Annotated in this window: 20 protein-coding genes; all 20 read left to right on the forward strand. The window is 36.7% G+C overall.

The features are described from left to right. Position 1: 1 nt before the first annotated feature. The 20 genes from JKK62_RS02870 to JKK62_RS02965 all read left to right on the forward strand — a co-directional run bounded on the left by JKK62_RS02870 (position 2) and on the right by JKK62_RS02965 (position 23,026). Positions 2-1,102: an EpsG family protein gene (locus JKK62_RS02870; protein WP_201426901.1), complete on the forward strand. Its 1,101-nt coding sequence runs from the start codon at positions 2-4 to the stop codon at positions 1,100-1,102. 41 nt (positions 1,103-1,143) lie between these two features. Then, a complete protein-coding gene (locus JKK62_RS02875; protein ID WP_201426902.1) occupies positions 1,144-2,001 on the forward strand; it encodes a LicD family protein in 858 nt (285 codons plus the stop codon). Positions 2,002-2,015: 14 nt separating this feature from the next. Continuing rightward, positions 2,016-2,996, forward strand: a complete 981-nt coding sequence (locus JKK62_RS02880) for a polysaccharide deacetylase family protein (RefSeq protein ID WP_201426903.1) — start codon at positions 2,016-2,018, stop codon at positions 2,994-2,996. A gap of 16 nt (positions 2,997-3,012) precedes the next feature. Then, on the forward strand, positions 3,013-4,782 hold the full coding sequence (locus JKK62_RS02885; protein ID WP_201426904.1) for an HAD-IIIC family phosphatase: 1,770 nt from the start codon (positions 3,013-3,015) through the stop codon (positions 4,780-4,782). Further along, positions 4,779-5,747 carry a glycosyltransferase family 2 protein gene (locus JKK62_RS02890; protein ID WP_201426905.1) on the forward strand — a complete coding sequence of 323 codons (969 nt, stop codon included), beginning with the start codon at positions 4,779-4,781 and terminating at the stop codon, positions 5,745-5,747. The genes JKK62_RS02885 and JKK62_RS02890 overlap by 4 nt, the downstream gene beginning before the upstream one ends. Further along, positions 5,747-6,631: a glycosyltransferase family 2 protein gene (locus JKK62_RS02895; RefSeq protein ID WP_201426906.1), complete on the forward strand. Its 885-nt coding sequence runs from the start codon at positions 5,747-5,749 to the stop codon at positions 6,629-6,631. The genes JKK62_RS02890 and JKK62_RS02895 overlap by 1 nt, the downstream gene beginning before the upstream one ends. A gap of 19 nt (positions 6,632-6,650) precedes the next feature. Next, positions 6,651-7,574 carry a polysaccharide pyruvyl transferase family protein gene (locus JKK62_RS02900; RefSeq protein WP_201426907.1) on the forward strand — a complete coding sequence of 308 codons (924 nt, stop codon included), beginning with the start codon at positions 6,651-6,653 and terminating at the stop codon, positions 7,572-7,574. Positions 7,575-7,581: 7 nt separating this feature from the next. After that, positions 7,582-8,694 carry a glycosyltransferase gene (locus JKK62_RS02905; protein ID WP_201426908.1) on the forward strand — a complete coding sequence of 371 codons (1,113 nt, stop codon included), beginning with the start codon at positions 7,582-7,584 and terminating at the stop codon, positions 8,692-8,694. 47 nt (positions 8,695-8,741) lie between these two features. After that, entirely contained in the window at positions 8,742-9,284 is a 543-nt protein-coding gene (locus JKK62_RS02910) for a DapH/DapD/GlmU-related protein (RefSeq protein WP_201426909.1), read from the forward strand. Between the two features lie 16 nt (positions 9,285-9,300). Further along, a complete protein-coding gene (locus JKK62_RS02915) occupies positions 9,301-10,524 on the forward strand; it encodes a hypothetical protein (protein ID WP_201426910.1) in 1,224 nt (407 codons plus the stop codon). Continuing rightward, positions 10,524-11,495 carry a glycosyltransferase gene (locus JKK62_RS02920; RefSeq protein ID WP_201426911.1) on the forward strand — a complete coding sequence of 324 codons (972 nt, stop codon included), beginning with the start codon at positions 10,524-10,526 and terminating at the stop codon, positions 11,493-11,495. Before JKK62_RS02915 ends, JKK62_RS02920 begins: the two co-directional genes overlap by 1 nt. Then, positions 11,496-12,587, forward strand: coding sequence for a non-hydrolyzing UDP-N-acetylglucosamine 2-epimerase (gene wecB, locus JKK62_RS02925; RefSeq protein WP_201426912.1), 1,092 nt, complete (start codon positions 11,496-11,498; stop codon positions 12,585-12,587). Positions 12,588-12,607: 20 nt separating this feature from the next. Next, positions 12,608-13,813: a nucleotide sugar dehydrogenase gene (locus JKK62_RS02930; RefSeq protein WP_201426913.1), complete on the forward strand. Its 1,206-nt coding sequence runs from the start codon at positions 12,608-12,610 to the stop codon at positions 13,811-13,813. A gap of 24 nt (positions 13,814-13,837) precedes the next feature. After that, positions 13,838-14,758: a glycosyltransferase family 2 protein gene (locus JKK62_RS02935; RefSeq protein WP_201426914.1), complete on the forward strand. Its 921-nt coding sequence runs from the start codon at positions 13,838-13,840 to the stop codon at positions 14,756-14,758. 9 nt (positions 14,759-14,767) lie between these two features. Beyond that, positions 14,768-15,955, forward strand: coding sequence for a polysaccharide pyruvyl transferase family protein (locus JKK62_RS02940; protein WP_201426915.1), 1,188 nt, complete (start codon positions 14,768-14,770; stop codon positions 15,953-15,955). A gap of 8 nt (positions 15,956-15,963) precedes the next feature. Then, a complete protein-coding gene (locus JKK62_RS02945) occupies positions 15,964-17,487 on the forward strand; it encodes an oligosaccharide flippase family protein (protein WP_201426916.1) in 1,524 nt (507 codons plus the stop codon). A gap of 11 nt (positions 17,488-17,498) precedes the next feature. Further along, complete coding sequence (locus JKK62_RS02950; protein ID WP_201426917.1) at positions 17,499-18,794, forward strand: Coenzyme F420 hydrogenase/dehydrogenase, beta subunit C-terminal domain; 1,296 nt, start codon at positions 17,499-17,501, stop codon at positions 18,792-18,794. A gap of 22 nt (positions 18,795-18,816) precedes the next feature. Continuing rightward, positions 18,817-19,119: an aminotransferase class I/II-fold pyridoxal phosphate-dependent enzyme gene (locus JKK62_RS17935; RefSeq protein ID WP_366502907.1), complete on the forward strand. Its 303-nt coding sequence runs from the start codon at positions 18,817-18,819 to the stop codon at positions 19,117-19,119. Positions 19,120-19,484: 365 nt separating this feature from the next. After that, positions 19,485-21,074 carry a glycosyltransferase family 39 protein gene (locus JKK62_RS02960; RefSeq protein ID WP_201426918.1) on the forward strand — a complete coding sequence of 530 codons (1,590 nt, stop codon included), beginning with the start codon at positions 19,485-19,487 and terminating at the stop codon, positions 21,072-21,074. Between the two features lie 98 nt (positions 21,075-21,172). Beyond that, entirely contained in the window at positions 21,173-23,026 is a 1,854-nt protein-coding gene (locus JKK62_RS02965; RefSeq protein WP_207752123.1) for a hypothetical protein, read from the forward strand. Positions 23,027-23,117 lie beyond the last annotated feature (91 nt).

The following is a 23,117-nucleotide window of genomic DNA, read 5'->3' on the forward strand; positions in this document are numbered from 1 at the left end:
TATGACTGGATATCTTTTTGTAATCCTATGGGTTGGATTATGTGCATTCCTTTCAAAATATGTTTTTGTAAAAAGAAAAGAATTGGTATGCGGCGTTGAAGAAGAGCGCTATTCGTGGTTAACTGCATTTATTGTTTTCCTTCCTCTGATTATAGTTGCAGGAAGCCGAGGAAGAGTGTTTGATACAACTGCTTATATTAGATGGTTTACGAAAACACTTCCAAACAGTTTCAGTGAAGCTTTTTCTATACTCGGAACAGATGAGAAAGACAAAGGTTTTTATATCTTCTCAACATTAATTAAGAGTATTTTTGGTGATGATTTTCATGTTTATTTGATGATCATTTCGGCAATACAAGGTCTAATAATACTATCTATTTACAGAAAGTATTCGATTAATTATGTGTTAAGTGTTTTCTTGTTTGTTGCATCAGTAGATTATATCGGTTGGATGTTTAACGGAACGCGCCAGTTTTTGGCTGTTACAATTGTTTTTGCAGCAACTCCTCTTATCCTAAAGAAAAAATACTTCCCTTTGCTTTGTATCATTTTGTTAGCATTCACTATGCACAGATCAGCATTGATAATGATACCGATCATTCTTATTTGTCAAGGAAAAGCATTCAATAAGCGCACTATCATCTTTATTGTTGCTATTCTATTAGCTGTAGCATTTTTGGGTTCATTTACAAATCTTTTAGATAACATATTATCGGATACAGATTATTCAGATTATTCAGATGAATCTCAATATGGTGGAAGTACAAACTTTATTAAGGCAATTGTTTTTTCAATACCGTTTATTATAGCGGTTATTGGTAGAAAAAAAATGCGAGAAGAAGACAATCCAATAATCAATTTCAGCGCCAATATGTCTATCATAACGTCCGGATTGTATGTCTTGGCAGCGGTTTTACCTGCAGGTGTATTGTTTGGCAGATTACCAATCTATGCAAGTATATACAATTATATTCTCCTTCCATGGGAGGTTGAAAAGGTCTTTTCGGAAAAAACAAAACCCATTGTATATAGCGCATTGATTATTGGTTATTTAGCATATTATTACTACCAGACAAATATTAAGGTTTCTATTCTGTTTTAACGTTGCGGACTGATAAGTATTAATCGTTTTATGGTGTATTTATGGATAATGTATTAAGAAAAGTTCAATTAACTGAGTTGGAATCATTAAAGGTTATAGATGATTTTTGCCAAAAAAACGATATAAGTTATTCTTTATATGCGGGTACATTAATAGGTGCTGCCAGACATCAAGGGTTTATCCCCTGGGATGATGATTTAGATATTTGCATGAGCAGAGACAACTATAATAAGTTTATCAAGCTGTGGGAGCAAAATCCTCCGGATGGATATATTCTGCAAAACAAAGAAAACGCACCGCTTTTTCCTTCTTCGTTCACAAAAATCAGGAAGGACCATACGACTTTTTTACATGATGAAATAGATCGTGGTAGGTTTCATACAGGTATTTTCGTGGATGTATTCCCGATTGATCGTGTGCCAAAGAATACTTTTAGCAGAATGCTGTTTTATTGGCGTTACATGCAATATCATTTGTTGACCAGAGAATATATTCCTCCGGAATCCGGCTTTATGATACGTACGATTGCTCGGATTCTTCTCAAGTTAAATAAGCCTGAAAACCGGCAACAGAAGCGCCAGATTTTATTACAACAGATTACAAAGTATAATGATGATGTTCAACTGGATAGAGTTGGTGCAGAAGTCATCTGGTCAATGAAAATAAATCTTCCGCCGGATTTGATGGATGAATACACATATTTACAATTTGAAGATAGAGAATTCATGTGTTTCAAACAGTGGGATGAGTACTTACGAAGAATCTATGGTGATTATATGCAGTTTCCGCCGAAGGAAGAGCGTAATTGGACTCACCATCCCATTATCATTGATTTTGAGCACAACCTTGAAGAAATCACCGATGATACTGAAGGTACTGTCAGATTTCAGAATCAATAAACTACATCCTTGTCGTGGAGTTATATATGAATAAACCAATCTTAATCACCTCCCTTGATTTTGAGTTGTTCTGGGGTATGCAGGATGGCTGGAAATTAGAGGAATATCAAGAGAATATTTTAGGCGGACGGAAGGCGATACCGAAGCTACTGAAGCTTTTTCAAAAGCACGGCATCCACACCACTTGGGCGACGGTCGGCTTTATGTTTGCAGACAACTACGAGGATGTACAGCAGTACTTTCCTGAGAAATCACTGTTGCCTTCTTATGATAATGAGAAGCTTTCGTCTTATCGTTGCTTTGCCGAAATAGGCAAAAATGAGGAAGAAGCTCCTTGCTTCTATGCACCGTCATTGATCCGACAGGTCAGCGAGGCCGATGGACAGGAGATCGGTACACATACGTTTTCTCACTATTATTGTCGCGAAAACGGTCAGACGATCGAGCAGTTTGAGGCTGATATAAAAGCCGCTGTTGCTATTGCGAAAGCGAAAGGCTTTCATGTTGAATCGCTTGTTTTGCCGAGAAATCAAAGTGTTCCGGAATACACGAAAGTATTGTCAGAGCTCGGAATCGAGACATATCGTGACGAGGAAAACGATTGGATCCATACCAAGGTCAAAATCAACGCAATAAAACGTATTTTACGTTTGATGGACGTTTATTTCCCGCTTACCGGTCAGGGCGGCTACCTGCCTAAAAAAGAGCATGGCGTCTGGAATCTTACCGGCTCCAGGATGTACAAGCCCTATTTTAAACCTCTCGGATTCTTGGAGGGTATGAAGGTCAGAAGAATCAAGAAGCAGATGCTCCACGCCGCCAAGAATAATCTTGTTTTCCATTTATGGTGGCATCCGCATAACATTGGCGTGCGTACCGATTACCATTTGAAGCAACTCGAAGATATATTCAGTTACTATGACGAGTTGAAAGAGAAATACGGTATGCAGAGCATGAACATGAGAGAAGCTACAGAGTATTTTTTCGAAAGATAACTAAGGAGATATTCAAATGTATCAGTTTTATTATGCGGACGCTGCGAAGGTCAAGAAACAGCCCCGCTATGATAAAAGTGTAACAAGTGAATATGAGATAACCGCGGTCAGGCCTACTATGTGGGAGGAGCATTGTTTAGAGTGTTCCGCTCCGGTATGCTTTGGCAACTGTGTGCATTTTATTCCTCGCAGCGACGGCAGATGTATGCGTTTTGAAAACGGTATTTGTGTCCAACCCAATGACAAGGGTTGTTGCGGTCAAAGTGCCCGCGTCAAGTTCCGCAAATGGGCGAACATGATGACGATCATCTACCCCGCAATGCTGGATAAAGCGGAGTATCGGGCGTTGACCGAAAAGAACCAGAAGCTCGGTAAAAAGCTGCAGGGGATCGCGGATTCCAAAATGCCGGTCAAGGTAAAATGGGAATCTATCCGGACGACAGAGTTTCTGCGAAGAAGAAAGCTCAGAGGTCTTTCGGGTGAGGATAATCATCCGGACGCGTTTATCTTCCATGGCTACAGCTTTGAAGAAAAAGCGTTCAATCTAATACTGGAAATCTATGATGACCACACTACGGTATTTAAATCGTCCTTACGGCTGGAACCGGGTGAGAATTTGATTATCCTTGATGATTCCAAGATGACAAAAGCCTGTGCCACTGCGAATTATTTAGTAAAGATCTATCCCGAAAACGATCTGGAAGCGGAAATAGACATTCTTTGGTGTGATTTTGTCAAAGGACATCGCATCGTTTCCGATACACCTGCTTCCAAGGTGAAATGTGTTGTATGGGATTTAGATAACACTGTTTGGAGCGGTACGCTGATCGAAACGGATAATCCCGATGAATTGCAGTTAAATGACGGGATCATCGATACGATAAAGGCATTGGATGAACGCGGTATCATTCAATCGATCGCCAGCAAGAACGATTATGATTTGGCATGGCCGATCGTTGAGAAGCTGGGTATCTCGGATTACTTCATCTATCCGCAGATCCATTGGAATGCAAAAAGCGGCTCTTTGGAGCAGATCGCAAAGAGCCTGAATATCGGCATAGATACCTTCGCGCTGATCGATGATTCAGCATTCGAGAGAAATCAGGTACAGTCCGCTCTTCCGCAAGTCAGAGTTTATGACGTTACGGATGTTTCGAAACTCCTCAGCAGGGCTGAATTTGATGTACTTATCACTGATGAGAGCAAGAATCGCCGTGCGATGTATAAGGCAGAAGAAAAGCGCAATCAGTTGATGCAGTCTGCAGATAACGGCGATACGATCGATTTCCTCAGGAAATGCCATTTGAGCATCGAACTGTTTGAACCTCAGACCGAGGATGAAAAGCTGCGTTGTTATGAGCTGTTGGTGCGTACTAATCAGTTGAACCTTTCCGGTAAAAAGTATACACCGGAAGAATATGAGGATGTCCTCGCAAGGGAGAATCACACCAATTTTGCTTTCTCCTGCAAGGATGACTTCGGCTCCTACGGTATCGTAGGTTTCGGCCAGTATAGAGTCGAAAATCAGCAGTTGATATTCACAGAGTTTGCAATGTCTTGCCGCGTGGCGGGAAAGTATGTAGAGAGCGCACTTTTCAGTTCTTTGTTGGAGAAAGAGAACTGCGCACAGGGATTGTTCTCTGTCAGTAAAACAAAGAAGAATATTCTGCTTCGGAATACATTGCAAAGTATTGGGTTTGAGATAGAGAATCAAGACTCGAATATGATTCAATTTAGGTTTAGCCTTGATCTTTTGAATAAAGATATTGTGGGAGTATTGTTGTGATTAAATATAGCTTTATTATTCCGGTTTATAATGTTAAAAAGTATTTAAAGCAATGCATAGATAGCATTTTATCTCAAACATATCACAATTATGAAATCATACTAGTTGATGATGGTTCTTCAGATGGAAGTGAACTGATGTGTGACGAGTATGCGCAAACTCATGAATGTGTGACTTCTGTCCATCAGAAGAATGCCGGAGCATCAGTTGCGAGAAACAACGGGATCAATTACGCAAAGGGTGAATATATACTTTTTTTGGATAGCGATGATTATTGGAGGTTAAATGACGGTTTAGAAAGAATAGATACATTAGCTAAAAACCATCCAGATATTATATATTTTACCTCAAAAACTTATAGTGAGTTTAGTGATAAATGGTCTGATGATAGATATGATTATCCTGATGAGATGAATCATCTTAGCCCAATGGAATCACTCGAATATATGGTGAAAAATGATTGCTTGAATTTTCATACAGCCAAAAGAGCATATCGCAAGCAGTTTTTGGTAGAGAACAATTTGTTTTTTAAGCCTAATATTCGTACTGAAGATGTGGAAGTTGGCTATAGAATAGTAAATTGCCTACCAACTTATCAATTTTTAAATGAAAAGATATATGTATATAGGCAGAGAGAAGGATCTGTTACTCGAACGATAGGCTATAACCATTTACGAGAATTTGCTGAGATTATTTGTGCATACGCAGAATTCAGCTATGTTAATGAACGAGTAAAAGAATTAATGCTCAGCTATACAGCCTATCAGTATGCACTTTTTTTGGCACACATCTCAGCTCGAAAAGATAAAGAATCCAAAGAGTTGTGTAAATCGATGAGGAAGTATACATATCTCTTTCACTATCGTGATTATCCACGAACAAAAAAGATTGCTCAATTATATTCTGTTTTTGGATACCACTTAACAAAGACAGCACTTCGATATTATTTAAAAATGAGGCTATAATGTGTTTATTAACTGTTTTTACACCTGCATATAACAGGGCAGATTTATTGCTTGTTGCTTATAAGGCACTTCAAAGGCAAACCTCAAAAGATTTCAGATGGTTGATTATTGATGATGGCTCTACCGACAATACCGGTGAATTAGTCGCTGAATGGATCCGGCAGGAAAAGGAGTTTTCCATCTCATATTATTATAAAGAGAACGGGGGCCTTCATACAGCGTATAATGCGGCTATTGAAAGACTCGAAACGGAATTAGCTGTATGCGTGGATTCGGATGATTACCTGCCGGACGATGCTGTGGAAAGAATTACATCGTTTTGGAAAAAGAATGGTTCTGATGAATTTGCAGGAATAGCCGGTTTGGATTATGATACAAACGGCAATAAAATCGGAGATCCATTTCCTGACCAAAAATCAATCAACCTAGTAGATTTGGCAATTGGTAAGTATCATATTCACACGGGTGATATAAAACTGGTTGTACGTTCAGATTTATATCAATCGGTCGCACCAATGGGATCTTTTGAAGGCGAAAAGTTTTTTAATCCTAATTATTTGCATATGGAAATCTCAAAGAATTATGATTTTCTTGTGTTGAACGAATGCTTGTGCGTAGTCAATTATCAGCCACAGGGAATGTCCAGTAATATGTTTCGTCAGTATTATGACAGTCCTCAGAGTTATGCCGAATTACGAAAGCAGCACTTGAGCTTTAAAGGGATCGGATTAAAGTATAAATTCAAGGAATATGTCCATTATGTTTCTTCGTGTTGTCTGGCAAAAAAAGGATGTGGGCTAAAAAACAAGAACTGGCCGTTATTTATTTGCGCATGTCCTTTTGGAGTACTGCTGAGCATAGTGATAGCAATAAAGAATAAATAATTATATAAAGGTATTAGCGATGGAGAGTATTTATATTTCAGGAAAAAAAACAAAGATAAAGAATAACAAGATTAATAGGTTCGTTTTTGGAAAGAGAATTGTGAAAAGAGATACTATGTATCTATATTTTGCTGAGAAAAATATAGTTAATTTGAATGCGTGGGTTAATCCAGAAAGAACAGTCAATAATGTTGGAGATTATTTATCGTTAGTTGTCGTTAACTATATGTGTAAGCAATTTGGCGTTTCATTGGAAGAAAGAGTGAGAAAGACACATCATCTATATTCTATAGGATCTATTCTATTAGGGTATCAGGATGCTACTATATGGGGTTCCGGCATTATTTCAGATTATAGCAGTTTAAGCAAAAAGAAACTTGTTGGGATGTTTCACAGATTAAGGCACTCTCTTGATATACGTGCAGTTAGAGGACCGGAAACATTAAGAATCCTTAAGGAAATGGGGTATGATAGGCTTATCAAGAACAAATGTTCTGGGGGGGGGCTGCCACTTGGTGACCCTGCCGTGTTGATGCCTTTAATATATCCTAAAGTTTCTATGCATAAATGGAAATACAAAGTAGTTCCTCATTATTCACGGTATAAGTCATATGATAAAGAAGATCGAATAGATACATATCAGTCTGACTGGAGAGTATTAATTGAAAGTATTTTAGAAGCAGATTTAATTATTAGCTCTTCTTTACATGGCATAATTATAGCTGAGTCATATGGAATCCCAGCAATAATGTTGAGTGATACCCCTATGGAAGATATTACAAAATATAAAGATTGGTACTATTCTACTGGCAGATATGATTTTCCTATTGCAAATAGTGTGGAAGAAGCTTTGACGATTACACCTTCAAAACTTGATCCCAAGGTGTTAAAAAAGATGCAAAATGAATTAATAGAATCCTTTCCAAGGGATTTATGGAAATGAAAAAAAGATGAAAAAAGTGTTATTTGTCATTCATGATCTAGGGCAAGGTGGAGCAGAAAAGGTCTTGGTCAACCTTGTCAATAATTTGAATCGAGAGACGTTTGATATCACTGTCTTATCATTATTTGGCGGTGGAGTCAATGAACCGTATTTAAAAAATCATATTCATTATTTCGTTTGCTATAAGCGTGCGATAAGAGGAAATTCAAAAATAATGAAGCTTTTTTCTCCACGTTTCTTATATTGCCGTTATATTAAAGAACATTATGATATCATCGTTTCATATTTGGAAGGACCTTCTGCAAGAATTGTGTCAGGATGTTCAGATTCAAATGTAAAATTGATTAATTGGATCCATTGTAAGCTTGATACCAAAGAAGAAGTGTCAGGTTCTTTTAGAAGCTTCGAGGAAGCAAAAAAGTGTTATGAAAGATTTGATAGGACTATTTGCGTATCCGAATGGGTGATGAATTACTTTAAGAAAACTTTGGATTATAAAAAGCCGATTGAGGTGCTGTATAATACCATAGAGACTGATGAAATCATTGAAAAGTCAACAGAGGAGATTACAGACTTTTCCTTTGAAGGTCCATGTATACATCTTTGCTCGGTTGGAAAGATCGCGACAGTTAAAGGGTTTGATAGACTGGCAAGGATTCATAAGCGTCTTTTGGAAAACGGTCTGAAACACAAGTTTTTGATTCTCGGCGTAGGCCCGGAACAGCCAAAGATTGAAACATATTTAAAAAAGCATCAATTGCAGGATTCGTTTGTTTTCTTAGGATACCAGACTAACCCGTATAAATATGTTGCAAAGTGTGATTTGTATGTTTGTTCTTCGCTCAGTGAAGGATTCAGCACCGCTGTAACGGAAGCACTTGTAGTAGGAACGCCTGTAGTGACTACGTTATGCTCGGGTATGCAAGAGATACTGGGAAAACATGACGAATATGGAATAGTGACTGATAATAACGAAGATTCGTTATATGAGGGAATTAAAAGATTATTGGATACTCCTGAGCTGCTAGCGCATTACAAAAAGCAAGCAGAAATCAGAGGAAAGTATTTCAGTACTGAAAATACAGTCAAAGCAGTAGAAGAGATGTTATTAAGTTTGTAGCAGAATTGTTTTTGTTTATCCGATTTTTATGAAACAGTGAGGGAATTATGAGTTTTTTGAAAGAACTACTTTATCGCTTCCGCGGTGAGTATACAACAGAAAAACAGATTTCAATGGGAATGAAGGTCGGGAAAAATTTCAACCGACTTCATGGTACAATCCTTGACCCGGGACACTGTTGGCTGATAGAGATTGGCGATGATGTTACGATGGCGCCCAGAGTTCACATTCTCTGTCATGATGCAAGTACAAAGACTTTTCTGAATTATACAAAAGTCGGACGAGTTACGATAGGGGACAGAGTATTCATTGGAGCGGAATCTGTTGTTTTACCCGGTGTTACGATCGGTAATGATGTGATTATAGGAGCAAACAGTACCGTTACACATGATATTCCCTCTAATTCTGTAGCGGTTGGTTCTCCTGCGAGAGTGATTTGCTCGTTAGATGAGTATCTGGAGAAAGAAAGCAAACGAATGAAAGACTCTCCTGTATACGATGATTCATATACTTTACGAAAAGATGTTTCTATGGAGCTTCGCATGAAGCAAAGGAAAGAACTTGATGGGAAAATAGGATATATTGATTGATTGCGGGGATAGTTCTATGAAGGTTTTAGTTATTGTTGGAGACTGCTTAACAGTCAACTCATCAGCTAATTTGTGCCATCTGGCATATATTAGCGGATTAGTCGATTGTGGGTATCAAGTAACTATTGTGAGTGCAGATAGCGATAATTATTCTCATGATAGATCTATGACTATTCCGAGCGGAACAAAGAATTACTTTTACGATGGAATAACACTATATGAGAAACTCTCAAAGAAGAAATCGGATAATGTTCCAGGTTTATCCATAGAAACAGAATCCGACATCAAAAATGATACGGTTTCTATTCGTTCAAAAGTGATTAACGCGATTAAATCAGGTATTATTTCTTTATATGGTCCTCATGGAGTTTACTCAAAAATCGTAAAAACTGCACAGCAATTCAGGTCGGATGAAGAATATGATTATGTTTTATCTATTTCCACACCTCCTTCAGGTCATCTTCTTGCACATAATTTACTGAAAGCAAAGCATATTAAGGCGAAGCAATGGATCCAAATATGGGAAGATCCGTGGTTTGGTGATGCATATGGCTTTAATGGTAAAAAAAGTATATTCCAAGAAGAAAAGAGATTGTTATCTTTTGCTGAAAAGGTGTGTTATGTGAGTCCTCTGACTATGAAAAACAGGCAGAGGTTATTTCCAGAGTCAGCGGACAAGATGTATTGGCAGCCGTTGCCATATTACTATAAAAACGACACTGATAATTGTTTTGATTTTGATACGAACCATTATGGTTATTTTGGAGATTATGGACCTTCCTCCAGAGATTTATCATCATTTTATAAAGTGGCGGTAGAATGTGAGATTCCTGTAAGCATATGCGGTAATCCTAACAATTTGTTTCCTTCTACTAAGACGGTACAGATTTATTCGAGACTACCGTTGAATGAGTTAAGACCTATTGAAGATAAGACAAATGTATTAGTTTTCCTTTGTAATCGAAAGGGTGGACAAATACCCGGTAAAATATATCAGTATTCTGCAACAAATAAAACAATTCTCTTTATACTTGACGGTACAGACGAAGAGAAGCAAGTACTAAAAGAATACTTCCAAAAATTCAATCGGTATGTATTCTGTGAAAACACTGTTGAAGATATTACCAGAGCGATCAAAGATATTGAAAGCGGAAATATCGGGGATGTCGTTAATAAACCGATTGAGGCGTTCAATCCGAAAGAAACGGTCAGAAAAATACTTGCCTGTGAGAATGGATAATGAAGTGTGAAAAATCATTGATCAGTATTATTGTTCCAATTTATAATGTTGAAGCATATCTTGATAAATGTGTTGCAAGTTTGATCCAACAGACCTATTGCCATCTGGAAATCATTCTGGTTGATGATGGTTCTCTTGATGATTGTCCGCAGATGTGTGATGATTGGGCAAAAAAGGACAGTCGGATCAAAGTGATCCATAAGCAAAACGGTGGTCTTTCCGATGCCAGAAATGCAGGCATGTCTGTTGCAACAGGAGAGTGGATCGCGTTTATCGATTCTGATGACTGGATAGAGAATGACGCTTTTGAAAAGATATATCTGAGGAGTCAGGCGGACAAAAGCGATGTTGTTTCATGCGGCGTCAAATGGGTAAAAGAGGACGATACACTAATCAATGAAGTAACTGTCAGTCAAGAAGAAGTACTTGATACTAAGTCTGCGATGAGAGAGATCATCGTTGACGGAAAACTGAAACAGCACGTATGGAATAAACTGTATAAGCGTAGCCTGATAGCTGATATACCTTTTGAAAAAGGAAAGTATCACGAGGATGTTTTTTGGTCATATCAGGTGTTCGGCAGAGCGAAAAAGGTTTCGCTTATGACGGAGTCTTTCTATCATTATATACAGCGTTCTGACAGCATAATGGGAGAGAGTTATTCTCCGAAGCGTTTAGACGCACTGGATGCGATGTATCAACGATGTGAATATGTAAAAGAAATCATTCCCAACTTGTATGGAGAAGCATCACTTGGTTACATCAATAGCTGTATGTATCATCTTCAATGTGCGTTGTTAGCAAAACAACCATCGAATGTTTTACAAAATATTGTAGATAGAATTCCTTACTGTAATAAAAAAACGGTTATTAGTTCTGCAAGTAAAAAGCAAAGAATTTGGTTAAATCTTTTTTTCCGTTTTCCGGTCATGACTGCACAACTGCGAAACAAACTAAAAGTTGGTATATAAATGAAAAAAGTCTTAGTAGTATTTGGTACGCGCCCCGAGGCGATCAAAATGTGTCCTCTGGTCAACGAACTGAAAACAAGAGAAAATATTATTACAAAGGTCTGTGTGACGGGTCAGCATCGTCAGATGCTCGATCAGGTTCTCGAGATTTTCAAAGTAGTGCCTGACTATGACCTTTCCATCATGAAGGACAAGCAGACACTCTTTGACATCACGACCAATATTTTGAATGGAATCAGAGAAATACTGGAAGCCGAAAAGCCGGATGTTGTTTTGGTTCACGGTGATACCTCCACTACTTTTGTAACAGCGCTTGCCTGTTTCTATTTGCAAATCCCGGTCGGTCATATTGAGGCGGGACTCCGTACATACAATATCTACTCGCCTTATCCGGAAGAATTCAACCGCGAAGCGGTAGGAATTATCTCGCAGTACAACTTTGCTCCTACTGAGGTGTCAAAGCAGAATCTGTTGAGAGAAGGAAAGAAACCCGAAACGGTATTCGTTACTGGCAATACGGTAATAGACGCTCTGAAAACAACCGTCAGGGATGACTATCATCATCCGGAATTGGATTGGGCAGATAATAGCAGACTGATTTTGTTGACCGCGCACCGCAGAGAGAATCTCGGAGCGCCTATGCATAGCATGTTCCGCGCCATTCGACGAATCGTCGATGAAACGCCCGATGTCAAGGTGATCTATCCGATTCATATGAATCCGGTAGTTCGTCAGGCAGCTGATGAGGAGCTCGGAAACGACGATCGAATCCGTATTATAGAGCCTCTGGATGTGTTGGATTTCCATAACTTTATGGCAAGAAGCTACTTAATCTTGACCGACAGCGGCGGGATTCAAGAAGAAGCTCCTTCTCTCGGAAAGCCAGTGCTCGTAATGCGTGATACTACCGAGCGTCCCGAAGGTATTGAGGCAGGCACACTGAAACTTGTCGGAACAAGTGAAGAAGTGATTTACAGAGAGTTCAAGCGACTCCTAGATGATAAAGAAGAATATGAAAAAATGAGCAAAGCCTCGAACCCATACGGAGATGGCTTTGCTTGCAAGAGAATTGCGGATACATTACAGCAATAAATAGATAGGATTGATAGCAAATGAAAATTGCAGTTGCCGGGACAGGATATGTCGGTTTGTCAAATGCGATCCTGTTAGCACAGCATCATACGGTGTGTGCAATTGATATAGTCAAAGAAAAGGTCGATTTGATAAACGATCGAAAGTCTCCGATTATTGATAAGGAAATCGAAGAGTATTTGGCTGAACGTACATTAAACCTTGAGGCTACGACGGATGCTGAATACGCGTATAAAGATGCCGATTATATCATTATTGCCACACCTACAAATTATGATTCACAGACGAATTATTTTGATACTTCATCAGTTGAGTCTGTCATTCATCAAGCTGGACAAATCAACCCCGACGCCGTAATTATCATTAAGTCCACGGTGCCTGTAGGATATTCGGAACAAATCAGAAAGAAGCATCCTGATCAAAAAATCCTCTTCAGTCCAGAATTTTTGCGAGAGGGCAGGGCATTGTTTGATAATTTATATCCGTCAAGAATCATTGTCGGCGCTTCTGACGATCTGACTGCGGAGGCAAAGCTATTTGCAGAACTATTAAAAGAGGGTGCCGTAAAGGAAGGCGTTTCGGTATTGATAACAAATACTACTGAGGCGGAAGCTGTCAAGTTGTTTGCAAATACATATTTGGCATTACGTGTCAGCTTTTTTAATGAACTGGATACATACGCAGAGCTCCATGGACTCAACTCGAAACAGATTATTCAGGGCGTATGCTTAGATCCTCGCATAGGTGATTTTTATAATAACCCTTCCTTTGGATACGGCGGTTATTGTTTGCCTAAGGATACCAAACAATTACTTGCAAACTACAAAGATGTTCCGGAGAACTTGATTGAAGCAATCGTTGAATCCAACAGAACAAGAAAGGATTTTATTGCGGAACGCGTTTTGACAAAAGCGGGATATGATTTCAACGCCAGTAAAAACCAGAAAGTTGTCGTGGGGATATACAGGCTTACTATGAAATCAAACTCTGATAATTTCCGCCAGTCCTCTATTCAGGGCGTGATGAAAAGACTTAAATCTTATGGAGCCGAGATCATCATTTATGAACCGACACTTCATGAGAGCTTGTTCTTCAATAATCGAGTAATAACTTCATTAGATGAGTTTATCAATATGAGTGATGTTATTATAGCGAATCGCTATTCCGAGGAACTGGATTCATGTGTTGATAAAGTATACACAAGAGACATTTTTAAGAGAGATTAATATAAATACAGGAAGTTAGCTTATATGGCATATCAGTATAAAATTACTTTGTTTACCCCTACCTATAATAGAGCGTACATCATTAATCGTTTATATGAATCGATCCGGCGTCAAACCTTCAGAGACTTTGAATGGATAGTATATGACGATGGTTCTACAGATAATACCGAAGAATTAGTACAACAGTGGATCAATGATAAGAACGATTTTCCTATCCGTTTTTATAAAGGAAAAAACGGAGGTAAATGTCGTGCAACCAATCGTGCGCTCGAAGTTGCTGATGGGGAGATATTTTTTACGATTGACTCTGATGACTTTTTGACAGACGACGCATGCGAAAAGATCAATGGTTGGATGGAATCTATTCGTGGATTAAAGGACTATTGCGGTATTGTTGCAAACAGAGGTCAGACTCCGACAGAGACCCGCAATACAACATGGCGTGATGATCCGAACTGCCCATGGTATCAAAAACCGTATCGGGACGCAACGTTTCTCGAGCGTTATCCCGAGGCAACAGAATACCCAATCGACGGTGAAAGAGCAGAGGTATTCTGGACAGACATATTCAAACAGTATCCTTATCCGGAATTTGAAGGGGAAAACTTTATTACACCATGTATTCCTTGGAATCGCATGGCGCATGACGGATACAAGATTCGCGTGTTTGAGGATATTATATGGATTTGGGAGTATCTAGAGGATGGATTAACAATCAAAGGTGCGTTTAATCGGTTTTACAATAATCCACAAGGCTATTTTTTATCACATATAGAAAAGGCTGAATTCCTCAAGTATCCTCTAAAAAAGAGGATTAAAATGTATTATAATTTTTATTGTGATTTTCATGATAAATTAACCCTAAAACAGATTGCGGAATATTCAAATACCCCTATATTGTATTACCAAGTATTCAAATTGTATTATTCAGTAAGACACAGATAAGGTGATTGCGTGCGAAATATTATTATTACCGGGGGAGAGCTTTTTAACAAAGGAGCTCAGGCAATGGTATTCATTACAGTAGATGAGTTAAAGAAAAGGTACCCGGATCATAAAATATACTTGCTCTCTGAACTGGATCTAAGACGTCCGAAAGAGGAAAGAGATATTTACACTTTTGATTTTACAGGGTGGTATCCAGTCAAATATGCACGAGCGCAGAGTAATTACTTTTTACGGCAAATGTGTAAATTACGAAATACACGAGAGTATAATGAAGCTTATGAATTGTACAGCAACTGTGATTTGATGGTTGATATAAGCGGTTTTGCTTTAGGATCAAATTGGAGTTATGAAACATGTACATTGTATCTGGATCACTTAGAGTTTGCCAAGGAGTTTGATATTCCGGTATACATAATGCCACAGTCATTTGGACCGTTCAACTTCAAAGGAGAAAATGCTAAAGAGTTGGATGAACGTATTCGGCGTTTGATGCCAACGGCCAAAATAGTTTGTGCAAGAGAACAGGAAGGACTTGATCTTTTAGCTAACCATTATCATCTTAACAATGTCATTCAGAAAGTCGATTTGGTATTGAATAATAAAAGCATCGATTTATGTCACATCTACAAAAATGAATCTGAAAGAAACCAATTTTCGATTCTGGAAAAATCAATCGGAATTATACCTAATAGTATGATTGAAACGGTTTGTGAAAAAAGCAAAATCTTTAAACTATACGAGACAATTATTCAGTTTTTGATTAATGAGGGCTATTTTGTTTATATAGTAGGTCATGCTGAAAGTGATCTTGAATTGTGTAATGATATCAAAAATATATTCGATAACGATAGAGTAGTTTTGATAGATAAAGATTTAAGTTGCTTAGAGTTTAATGATTTAGTTTCAAAGTTTAAATTCGTTATTGCATCAAGATTCCATTCTATTGTTCATGCGTATAAGAATTGTGTTCCATGTATTGCCTTAGGTTGGGCGCAAAAGTATCAGAGTTTATTGAGCCTTTTTCATCAAGAAAAGTATGCTTTTGATTTTAGCAAAGGTTTTTCGACCGAAATAATAATAAAAAGGTTACAACTACTTGAAAATGACTTAGTTAATGAGGTAATAACGATTTCTGAATCCTTAAAAGAGATTCAGTTGGATAATGTTTTTGATGTTTTACCCGAAAAGTTATAGAGGAATTTATGAAAATAGCACGCACAAAAAATACTGTTCGTAATATTGTATTTGGAACTATTTTACGAATCGTAAATATTGTTTTACCGTTCGTTTCCAGAACTGTTATACTATATGTCCTTGGTACTCAGTACTTGGGACTAAGTAGTTTGTTTAGCTCAATTTTGAGTTTTTTAAGTTTGGCAGAGCTTGGTGTAGGCGGAGCAATGGTGTATACAATGTATAAGCCTATTGCTGAAAATGACACTGATACTATCAGAGCGCTTCTGAATCTTTATAAAAAGATTTACCGTATCATTGGTACTGTGATTCTGGTGCTTGGATTATGTCTATTACCTTTTTTGACCAAAATCATTCATGGAGATATTCCCGAAGATACAAATATATACATATTATATATGATATACTTAATTAATGCTGTATTAAGTTATTGGCTTTTTGCCTATAAAAATGCATTGATGCAGGCGTATCAAAGAACTGATCTTGACAGTAAAATAGCGCTATTTATTACACCTGTTTCTTATATTGTGATGTTGGGTTGTTTGTTCCTTACTCGCAATTACTATTTTTATATTATTTGGTTGCCGATCTTTACAATATTAACTAATATCCTAAGATGCGTAGTTGTCAATAAACAGTTTCCCGGATTGGAGCCAAAAGGAGATGTTAGTAAAGAGCTCAAGAAGTCTATCACTAAAAAAGTTACTGCTTTGATTGGCACAAAACTCAATACTGTGGTGCTGAACGCAGCAGATAACATAGTAATGTCCGCTTTCTTGGGGTTAACAGTGATTGCTATTTATGGCAATTATTATTACATTATGAGTTCAATCATCGGTTTTCTTGGAATTTGTTATTCCGCAATGACGGCAGGTTTAGGCAATAGCTTGCAGACTGAAACTCTTGATAAGAATTATAAAGATTTTGAAAAGTTTTCATTTATCAATTCGTGGTTAGTAGGATGGTGCACAGTTTGTTTGGTGTGCTTATATCAACCATTTATGCGTATTTGGGTGCAGGATGAAGAGCTAATGTTCCCATTTGTACTGGTACTTGAGTTTGCGTTGTACTTTTATGTCTATCAAATTCGAAAGATTCCCATTACATATAAGGATGCCGGGGGCATTTGGTGGGAGGATAGATTTCGTCCATATGTTTGTATGATTGTAAACATTGTGTTGAATATTTGGTTAGTGCAGGTGATTGGAGTTTCGGGCATTATTCTTTCTACTGTTTTTTCATTATTTATATCTATCCCTTGGGAAAACTACACAATATTTAAATTCATTTTCCATTGCAGCAGCAAAAAGTATTATTTCAAGATGACAATATTCTTTATTACGATGGCTGTAGGAGGATTCATTACATATTGGCTCTGTAGTTTATTCAGCAACGGAATACCACAACTGTTTGCTAGAATGGGAATATGCTTAGTCGTACCAAACGTAGTATTCATATTGTTTAACTTCAAAAGAGAAGAGTTCAAAGGAACTATTATTTTAGCGAAAAGTATTCTGAAAAGAGAAATGTAAAAGAGGTTTTTATGGACAAGAACAATGTTAATATAACAAAGAAAACAGGATTATGTTGTTCTTGCGGCATATGTAAAAATGTTTGTCCGAAGAAGTGTATCAATTATATAAGGGAAAAGGGAATGTATGTTCCTGTAATTGATAATGACAGTTGTATTCATTGCGGAATTTGCACAGAGGTTTGTCCAGCAATTCATGAAACATATGAGCATAATGAGCCTAAACAAGCTGTGATAGGCGAAGTGTTGGGATCATATAATGCATGGAGTAAAGATCCTGAAATAAGACATGTATCAGCTTCCGGCGGATGCATATCGACCATTGTATCAGAGTTGCTTAATAAGAGAGTTTATGATGTAGCCTTTATGGTAAATGCATATTCATATGAGAAACAATTGACAACTGTACCAATTATTGATGTAACGGATATTAAAAACAGCACTCTGCCTAAATCCAGATATCTTCCTGTTTCCCACGAAAACGCTGTATCGTATATGATCGAGAATAGGGAGAAACGAGTGATTCTAATTGGGACTTCTTGTGCTTTGAGGGGGCTCAGAAAGGTTATATCCCGGTTTCGACTAAACTTAGAGAATTATCTTTTTCTTGGTTTATTCTGTGATAAAGTATTTAATTATAATGTATATGATTATTTGACAGATCACTATTCAGAAAATAAAACATTATCATCGCTTCACTTTAAGAACAAGGAAAGTGGTGGATGGCCCGGAAATATGAAATTATTCTTTAGCGATGGTTCCTACGATTATTTAGATAAAAGTATTCGCACCGAGTTGAAAGACTATTTTATGCCGGAGAGATGTCTTTATTGTATTGATAAGTTGAATGTTTCAGCGGATATTGCATTTGGTGACAATTATACGGATCAAAACTCATCTAAACTAGGAAGCAACTCGGTAATAATTAGGACAAATCAAGGAAAACAAGCGTGGGATTTATGGTTATTAGTTTTGGAGTATGAACCGGTAAGTCTTGACAAAATAATAAAAGCACAGTATCTGGATGGGAGATTATTAAATCAATACTACAGTTATATTAAAACTGTGGAGATAGAAAAGAAACAACATCTAAGAATTAACAATCAAGATGATCTTTCCTATGAACTGTCTCCCAAGGATTATCTGTATTCTTATTTTGAATTAAAAAAGGTCATTGATATTGGAGCAAATTATTGTGATAATCCCCAAAAAGCTGTAAAAAAGATTACAGATAATATGAAAAAAAGGGGGAGAATCCTTAGAAGGCTAAAAAGGTATTATTATACTATTTTTCGAAACTATACATAATACTAAATGAGGAGTATAACTTATGATTCCGTTTAATGCCCCCCTTTTGTTGGGCAACGAGGAGAGAATCATTAAACAAGAAATTGAAAACCATAAAATATGCTGTGATGGTGAGTTTACGAAAAAATGTAATCAAAAGATCGAAGAGATGACGGATACAAAAAAAGCGTTGATCACAACATCCGGTACATTTGCGTTAGAAATGGCAGCTATTCTCTGTGATATCCAACCTAGTGATGAGGTAATTATGCAGTCATACACATTTGTATTGACTGCAAACGCTTTTGTGCTTCGAGGTGCGAAGATCGTATTTATAATTATCTGACCGGATACGATGAAGCGCTGATTGAAGACGCAATTACCAATAAAACTAAAGCGATTATTACCCGATATTCCAGAAGGTTGTATATATTATGCTCATGTGTTTTATATCAAAGTAAAAGATATTGAAGAACAAACAGAATTGATAAACTATCTGAAGGATAATGGAATCAGCATCTTATTCCCTATATCCTATTGCATCCTTCTCCTGCAGGAAAGAAGTTAGGACGTTCACATGACAAGGATAGATATACGATTAAGGAAAGTGAACGGTTGCTCAGATTGCCAATGTATTATGGGTTGAGGGATGAGGGTATTCATTTGATAGTGTCAACAATCACGAATTTTTACCGTTGAGAGAGGTATTCGATGAAAAAAATAGGTAATTTTGTTGTTAGAACAATAGATTATGTTTTTGTTGCTTGGCTAACAATTATTCTTTTAGCGTCGGTAGTTTGTTTCTCTGAGACGATAAGTACAGGTGTTATCAAGTATATTTTGATAGCAATCATACTAATTGGAATAACGTTATTTGTAATGTTTGGAGAACGTATCTTCAATAAGCTCCGTAGTCTTTTGAGGAAGATAAGCAGTATTTCAGTAGGGAAAATGGCATTATTCTTATTTTTGTTTGTCGTTATCTCAAAAATATTCTTTGTGTTTTTGTTTAATAATGATGCGGACAAGACTATTGACATGCGATTATATAAGTCGTTTGCAACGCAAATCGCAAATAACGGGATCATTACTGAGAACACAGTTCCTGCCTCAATGTATAAATACCAAGTCATTTATGGACTGTTTTTATCTCCTGTTGTTAAGATATTCGGAAACGACTCGAGAGCGCTAACTGCTTATTTATCGATCCTTTTTGCAATAGCTGTAGTATTGTTGTTTGATATTATCAGAGTTTATACAGGAAAGACTAAGGCATTTGTAGGACTCCTTTTGTTTAATATTCTTCCGGTGGGATTGTTTGAAACACAGCTTTTGATTCATGAGACTCCTTTATTATTCTTTTATATCCTATCGTTTTGGCTGTTATTGAAATCTTTAAACCATAACTATCATATAGTACTTAGGCTCATAACTTTGTTGCTTTCTGCGATACTAATTGCATTTGGCAACAAAATAAACCAAGGCGGAACAGTTGTAATAATATCTTATTGCATTTTTGCGCTTGCGCTATTTTGCAAAGATAGAATAACCGCAAAGAGAGTTATATGGTTTTTAACAACAGTTTGTTGCTATGCGCTATGCTTTGTAGTGATTTCCGGTATATGTACGTCATATGTAAACAGTGTTGTCAAGCCTTCAGAAACGGATAGTGTTTTGATTGAACATTCAACTGAGAATAGATTAACACTCGGGTGGGGGCTGTATTTAGGAACAAATATAGAGCATGCCGGACACTGGAACAAAGAAGACCATGAGACATATCAAAAGTATACCGAGTTTGATAATCAAGAGGACGCCTTAGATTATCAAAAAGAAATAATTAATGAACGCGTTCAGGTTTTTGTTGACAAACCATGGATTATACCGGGTCATCTGTTTAGAAAAATAAAAGGTTTATGGGGCGGATTGTTCCTACCTTTTGCATACGAAGAAGGTAATTCGATTAACTCCTTTGTGCTACATGGATTACACGGATTGATTTATAAAGCGATTTGCGCGATTGGATATTTATCATTTATCCTATTATGTACAGTAATCCTTTTCTCACATAAAAGGCATAAGAATTGTGATATTAATTCATTCTATTCTCCGATCTCGCAATTCAAGATGATGATTATTGGATTAACTTCTGTGTTGTTTTTATTTGAAGTAATGCCAAAGTATGTCAGCCATATGCAAATTGTCATGTTTACAATAGGAATTATCTGTGTTGATGGCTTTATAGATAATTCAAAAAGAATTCATGATCGTGTTTTGCGTAAGAAGATAGAAAAAGAATGATGTTTGATAAGCATCAAATCAATGAATCCTTTTTAGCCAACTGGAAAACGCAGCAACGTTATTGATGAAAACAAATTTTATTAATTAAGGAAGAGTTTATGACGATTTCATCCTCCCACCGACAGACAATGATAGACAAGCTTGCTAAGAAAGCATTAGTAATTGCTATCGTTTTTGCTGTATTAACTATTCTATTATGTATAGTGATAAATAACTTTCAATTCTATTATTCTACAAACGATGATTATACTATAAGTTCTATTCTGGCAAAAGGTGAAAACGGATCCCTCTATATCAATTATCTGTTTACTTCTTTTCTATGTGTTATTTATCGCTTTATCCCATCAGTTAATTGGTTTGTAGTAATTCAGATTGTACTTAATACTTTTGGGTTAATTTGCATTAATTATGTGATGATAAAAAGATTTAATAGATTACTAGCAATTGGATTTATCTTAAGTTATTCTATCCTGTTTATCAATCAGGCTGTTTCTATCATTCAGTGGACTCAGACTGCGACGATACAAATCACAGCAGGATTCTTACTGTTGTTTTATGCATTACTTTGGAATCGTAAAGGTTCTTGGTCTGCTTTGCAGATGGTAACAAGCGCTGCATTGGTATTGCTCGGGACATTGGTTCGTTTTTCTTCCTTATACCCAGTGTTGATAATCTTTGTTGCCAGCCTAATCCTATGGAGATTTGTTACCATATTAAAGGGCAATAAAAAGAATTATAAAGATATTATTAGAAAAGCATGCAAAGATGTACTGATAATAGTCTTGATTTGTTGTATATGTTTTTTGTCCAATGTACTTTCTAATTCTTTGGCGTTTAGTGATAAAGAATGGCAGGATTATAGAAAGTATAATCATGCTCGAAGCAACGTGGTGGATTATTATCACGCTCCTTATGAAGGGAATGAAGAATTCTATAACTCAATAGGAATCTATTCTGAAAACGATTTAAAAGTAGGTGTTTTTTCAACAGATAATACATTTTTCAGTACAAGCAAATTAAATAGCATTAGTGAGTATTCTAAGTCTGCTGGATATGGCAATAGATTCATCATAACCGAATTTTTATCCAAGCTATCCGGAATTCGAATCTATTTCATGCTGGGCTTATGTGTGGTATTGGTAGGATTAGCAATAGTACTACTTAAATTCAGAAATAAGATTAAACCGATTTTTCCAATATTACTGATAGCATTATTCATAGCGTATTTTATTGTTTTCAAATTCGATTATACTTTTATTCTAGCTCTACCTATATTGACATATATTTTGGTTACTGGATTTGTTTGCAACAGATATCATTTTATCTGTCTAAGCGTTCTTTCTGTTTTGTGTTTATCATTAATAGTTGTGATGAACTTTATTAGACTAAATTTCAGAGTTGCATTTAACATTTTCTTTCCGACGATAATTCTACTATATTGCTTCTTTGATATTGAGAATATTAGAAATAATCTGAACAAAGATAATGCAATAAAACGTTTTGGAGCAATAGGATTTGCAATCGTTTTAGTAGTAAACTTTTATACTTGTGCTGTTATATCTGGTGCTGAACAAAATAGGATTAACGAGCATACTGATGTTTCAGAATACATTAGTAGTAACGAAGGAACACTTTTTGTTAGCGAAAAGGTGGAGATTTGCCCTAAATATAATACTCCACTTATTTCTCCATACCCCAGACATGACAATTTGATTTCGTTCGGGTGGAAAGTTGGTTCTCCCGAATACCAGTCTATTCTTAAGCAATATAATGCAGTTAATCTGTTTCAAGCTATGGTTGACAATCCAAGAATAAAAATTATAATTAAAGACACAGAGAAGACGGTATATGAGAATTATTTTAATTCACATTATAATGATAAAGTTGTTTTTATAAAGGAAGAAGATTTTAATGGGGTATCTGTATTTGCTGTATGTACTAGAGAAGAATAAACCTTTGAAAGTTTAGTTTGATTGAAAAAGTGTGTCTTTCTTGTTTTGTGTCTTTGTATACTTGTAGTATTTCCTCCGCCATTAATAACAG

This window comes from Ruminococcus difficilis (genome assembly GCF_016680995.1).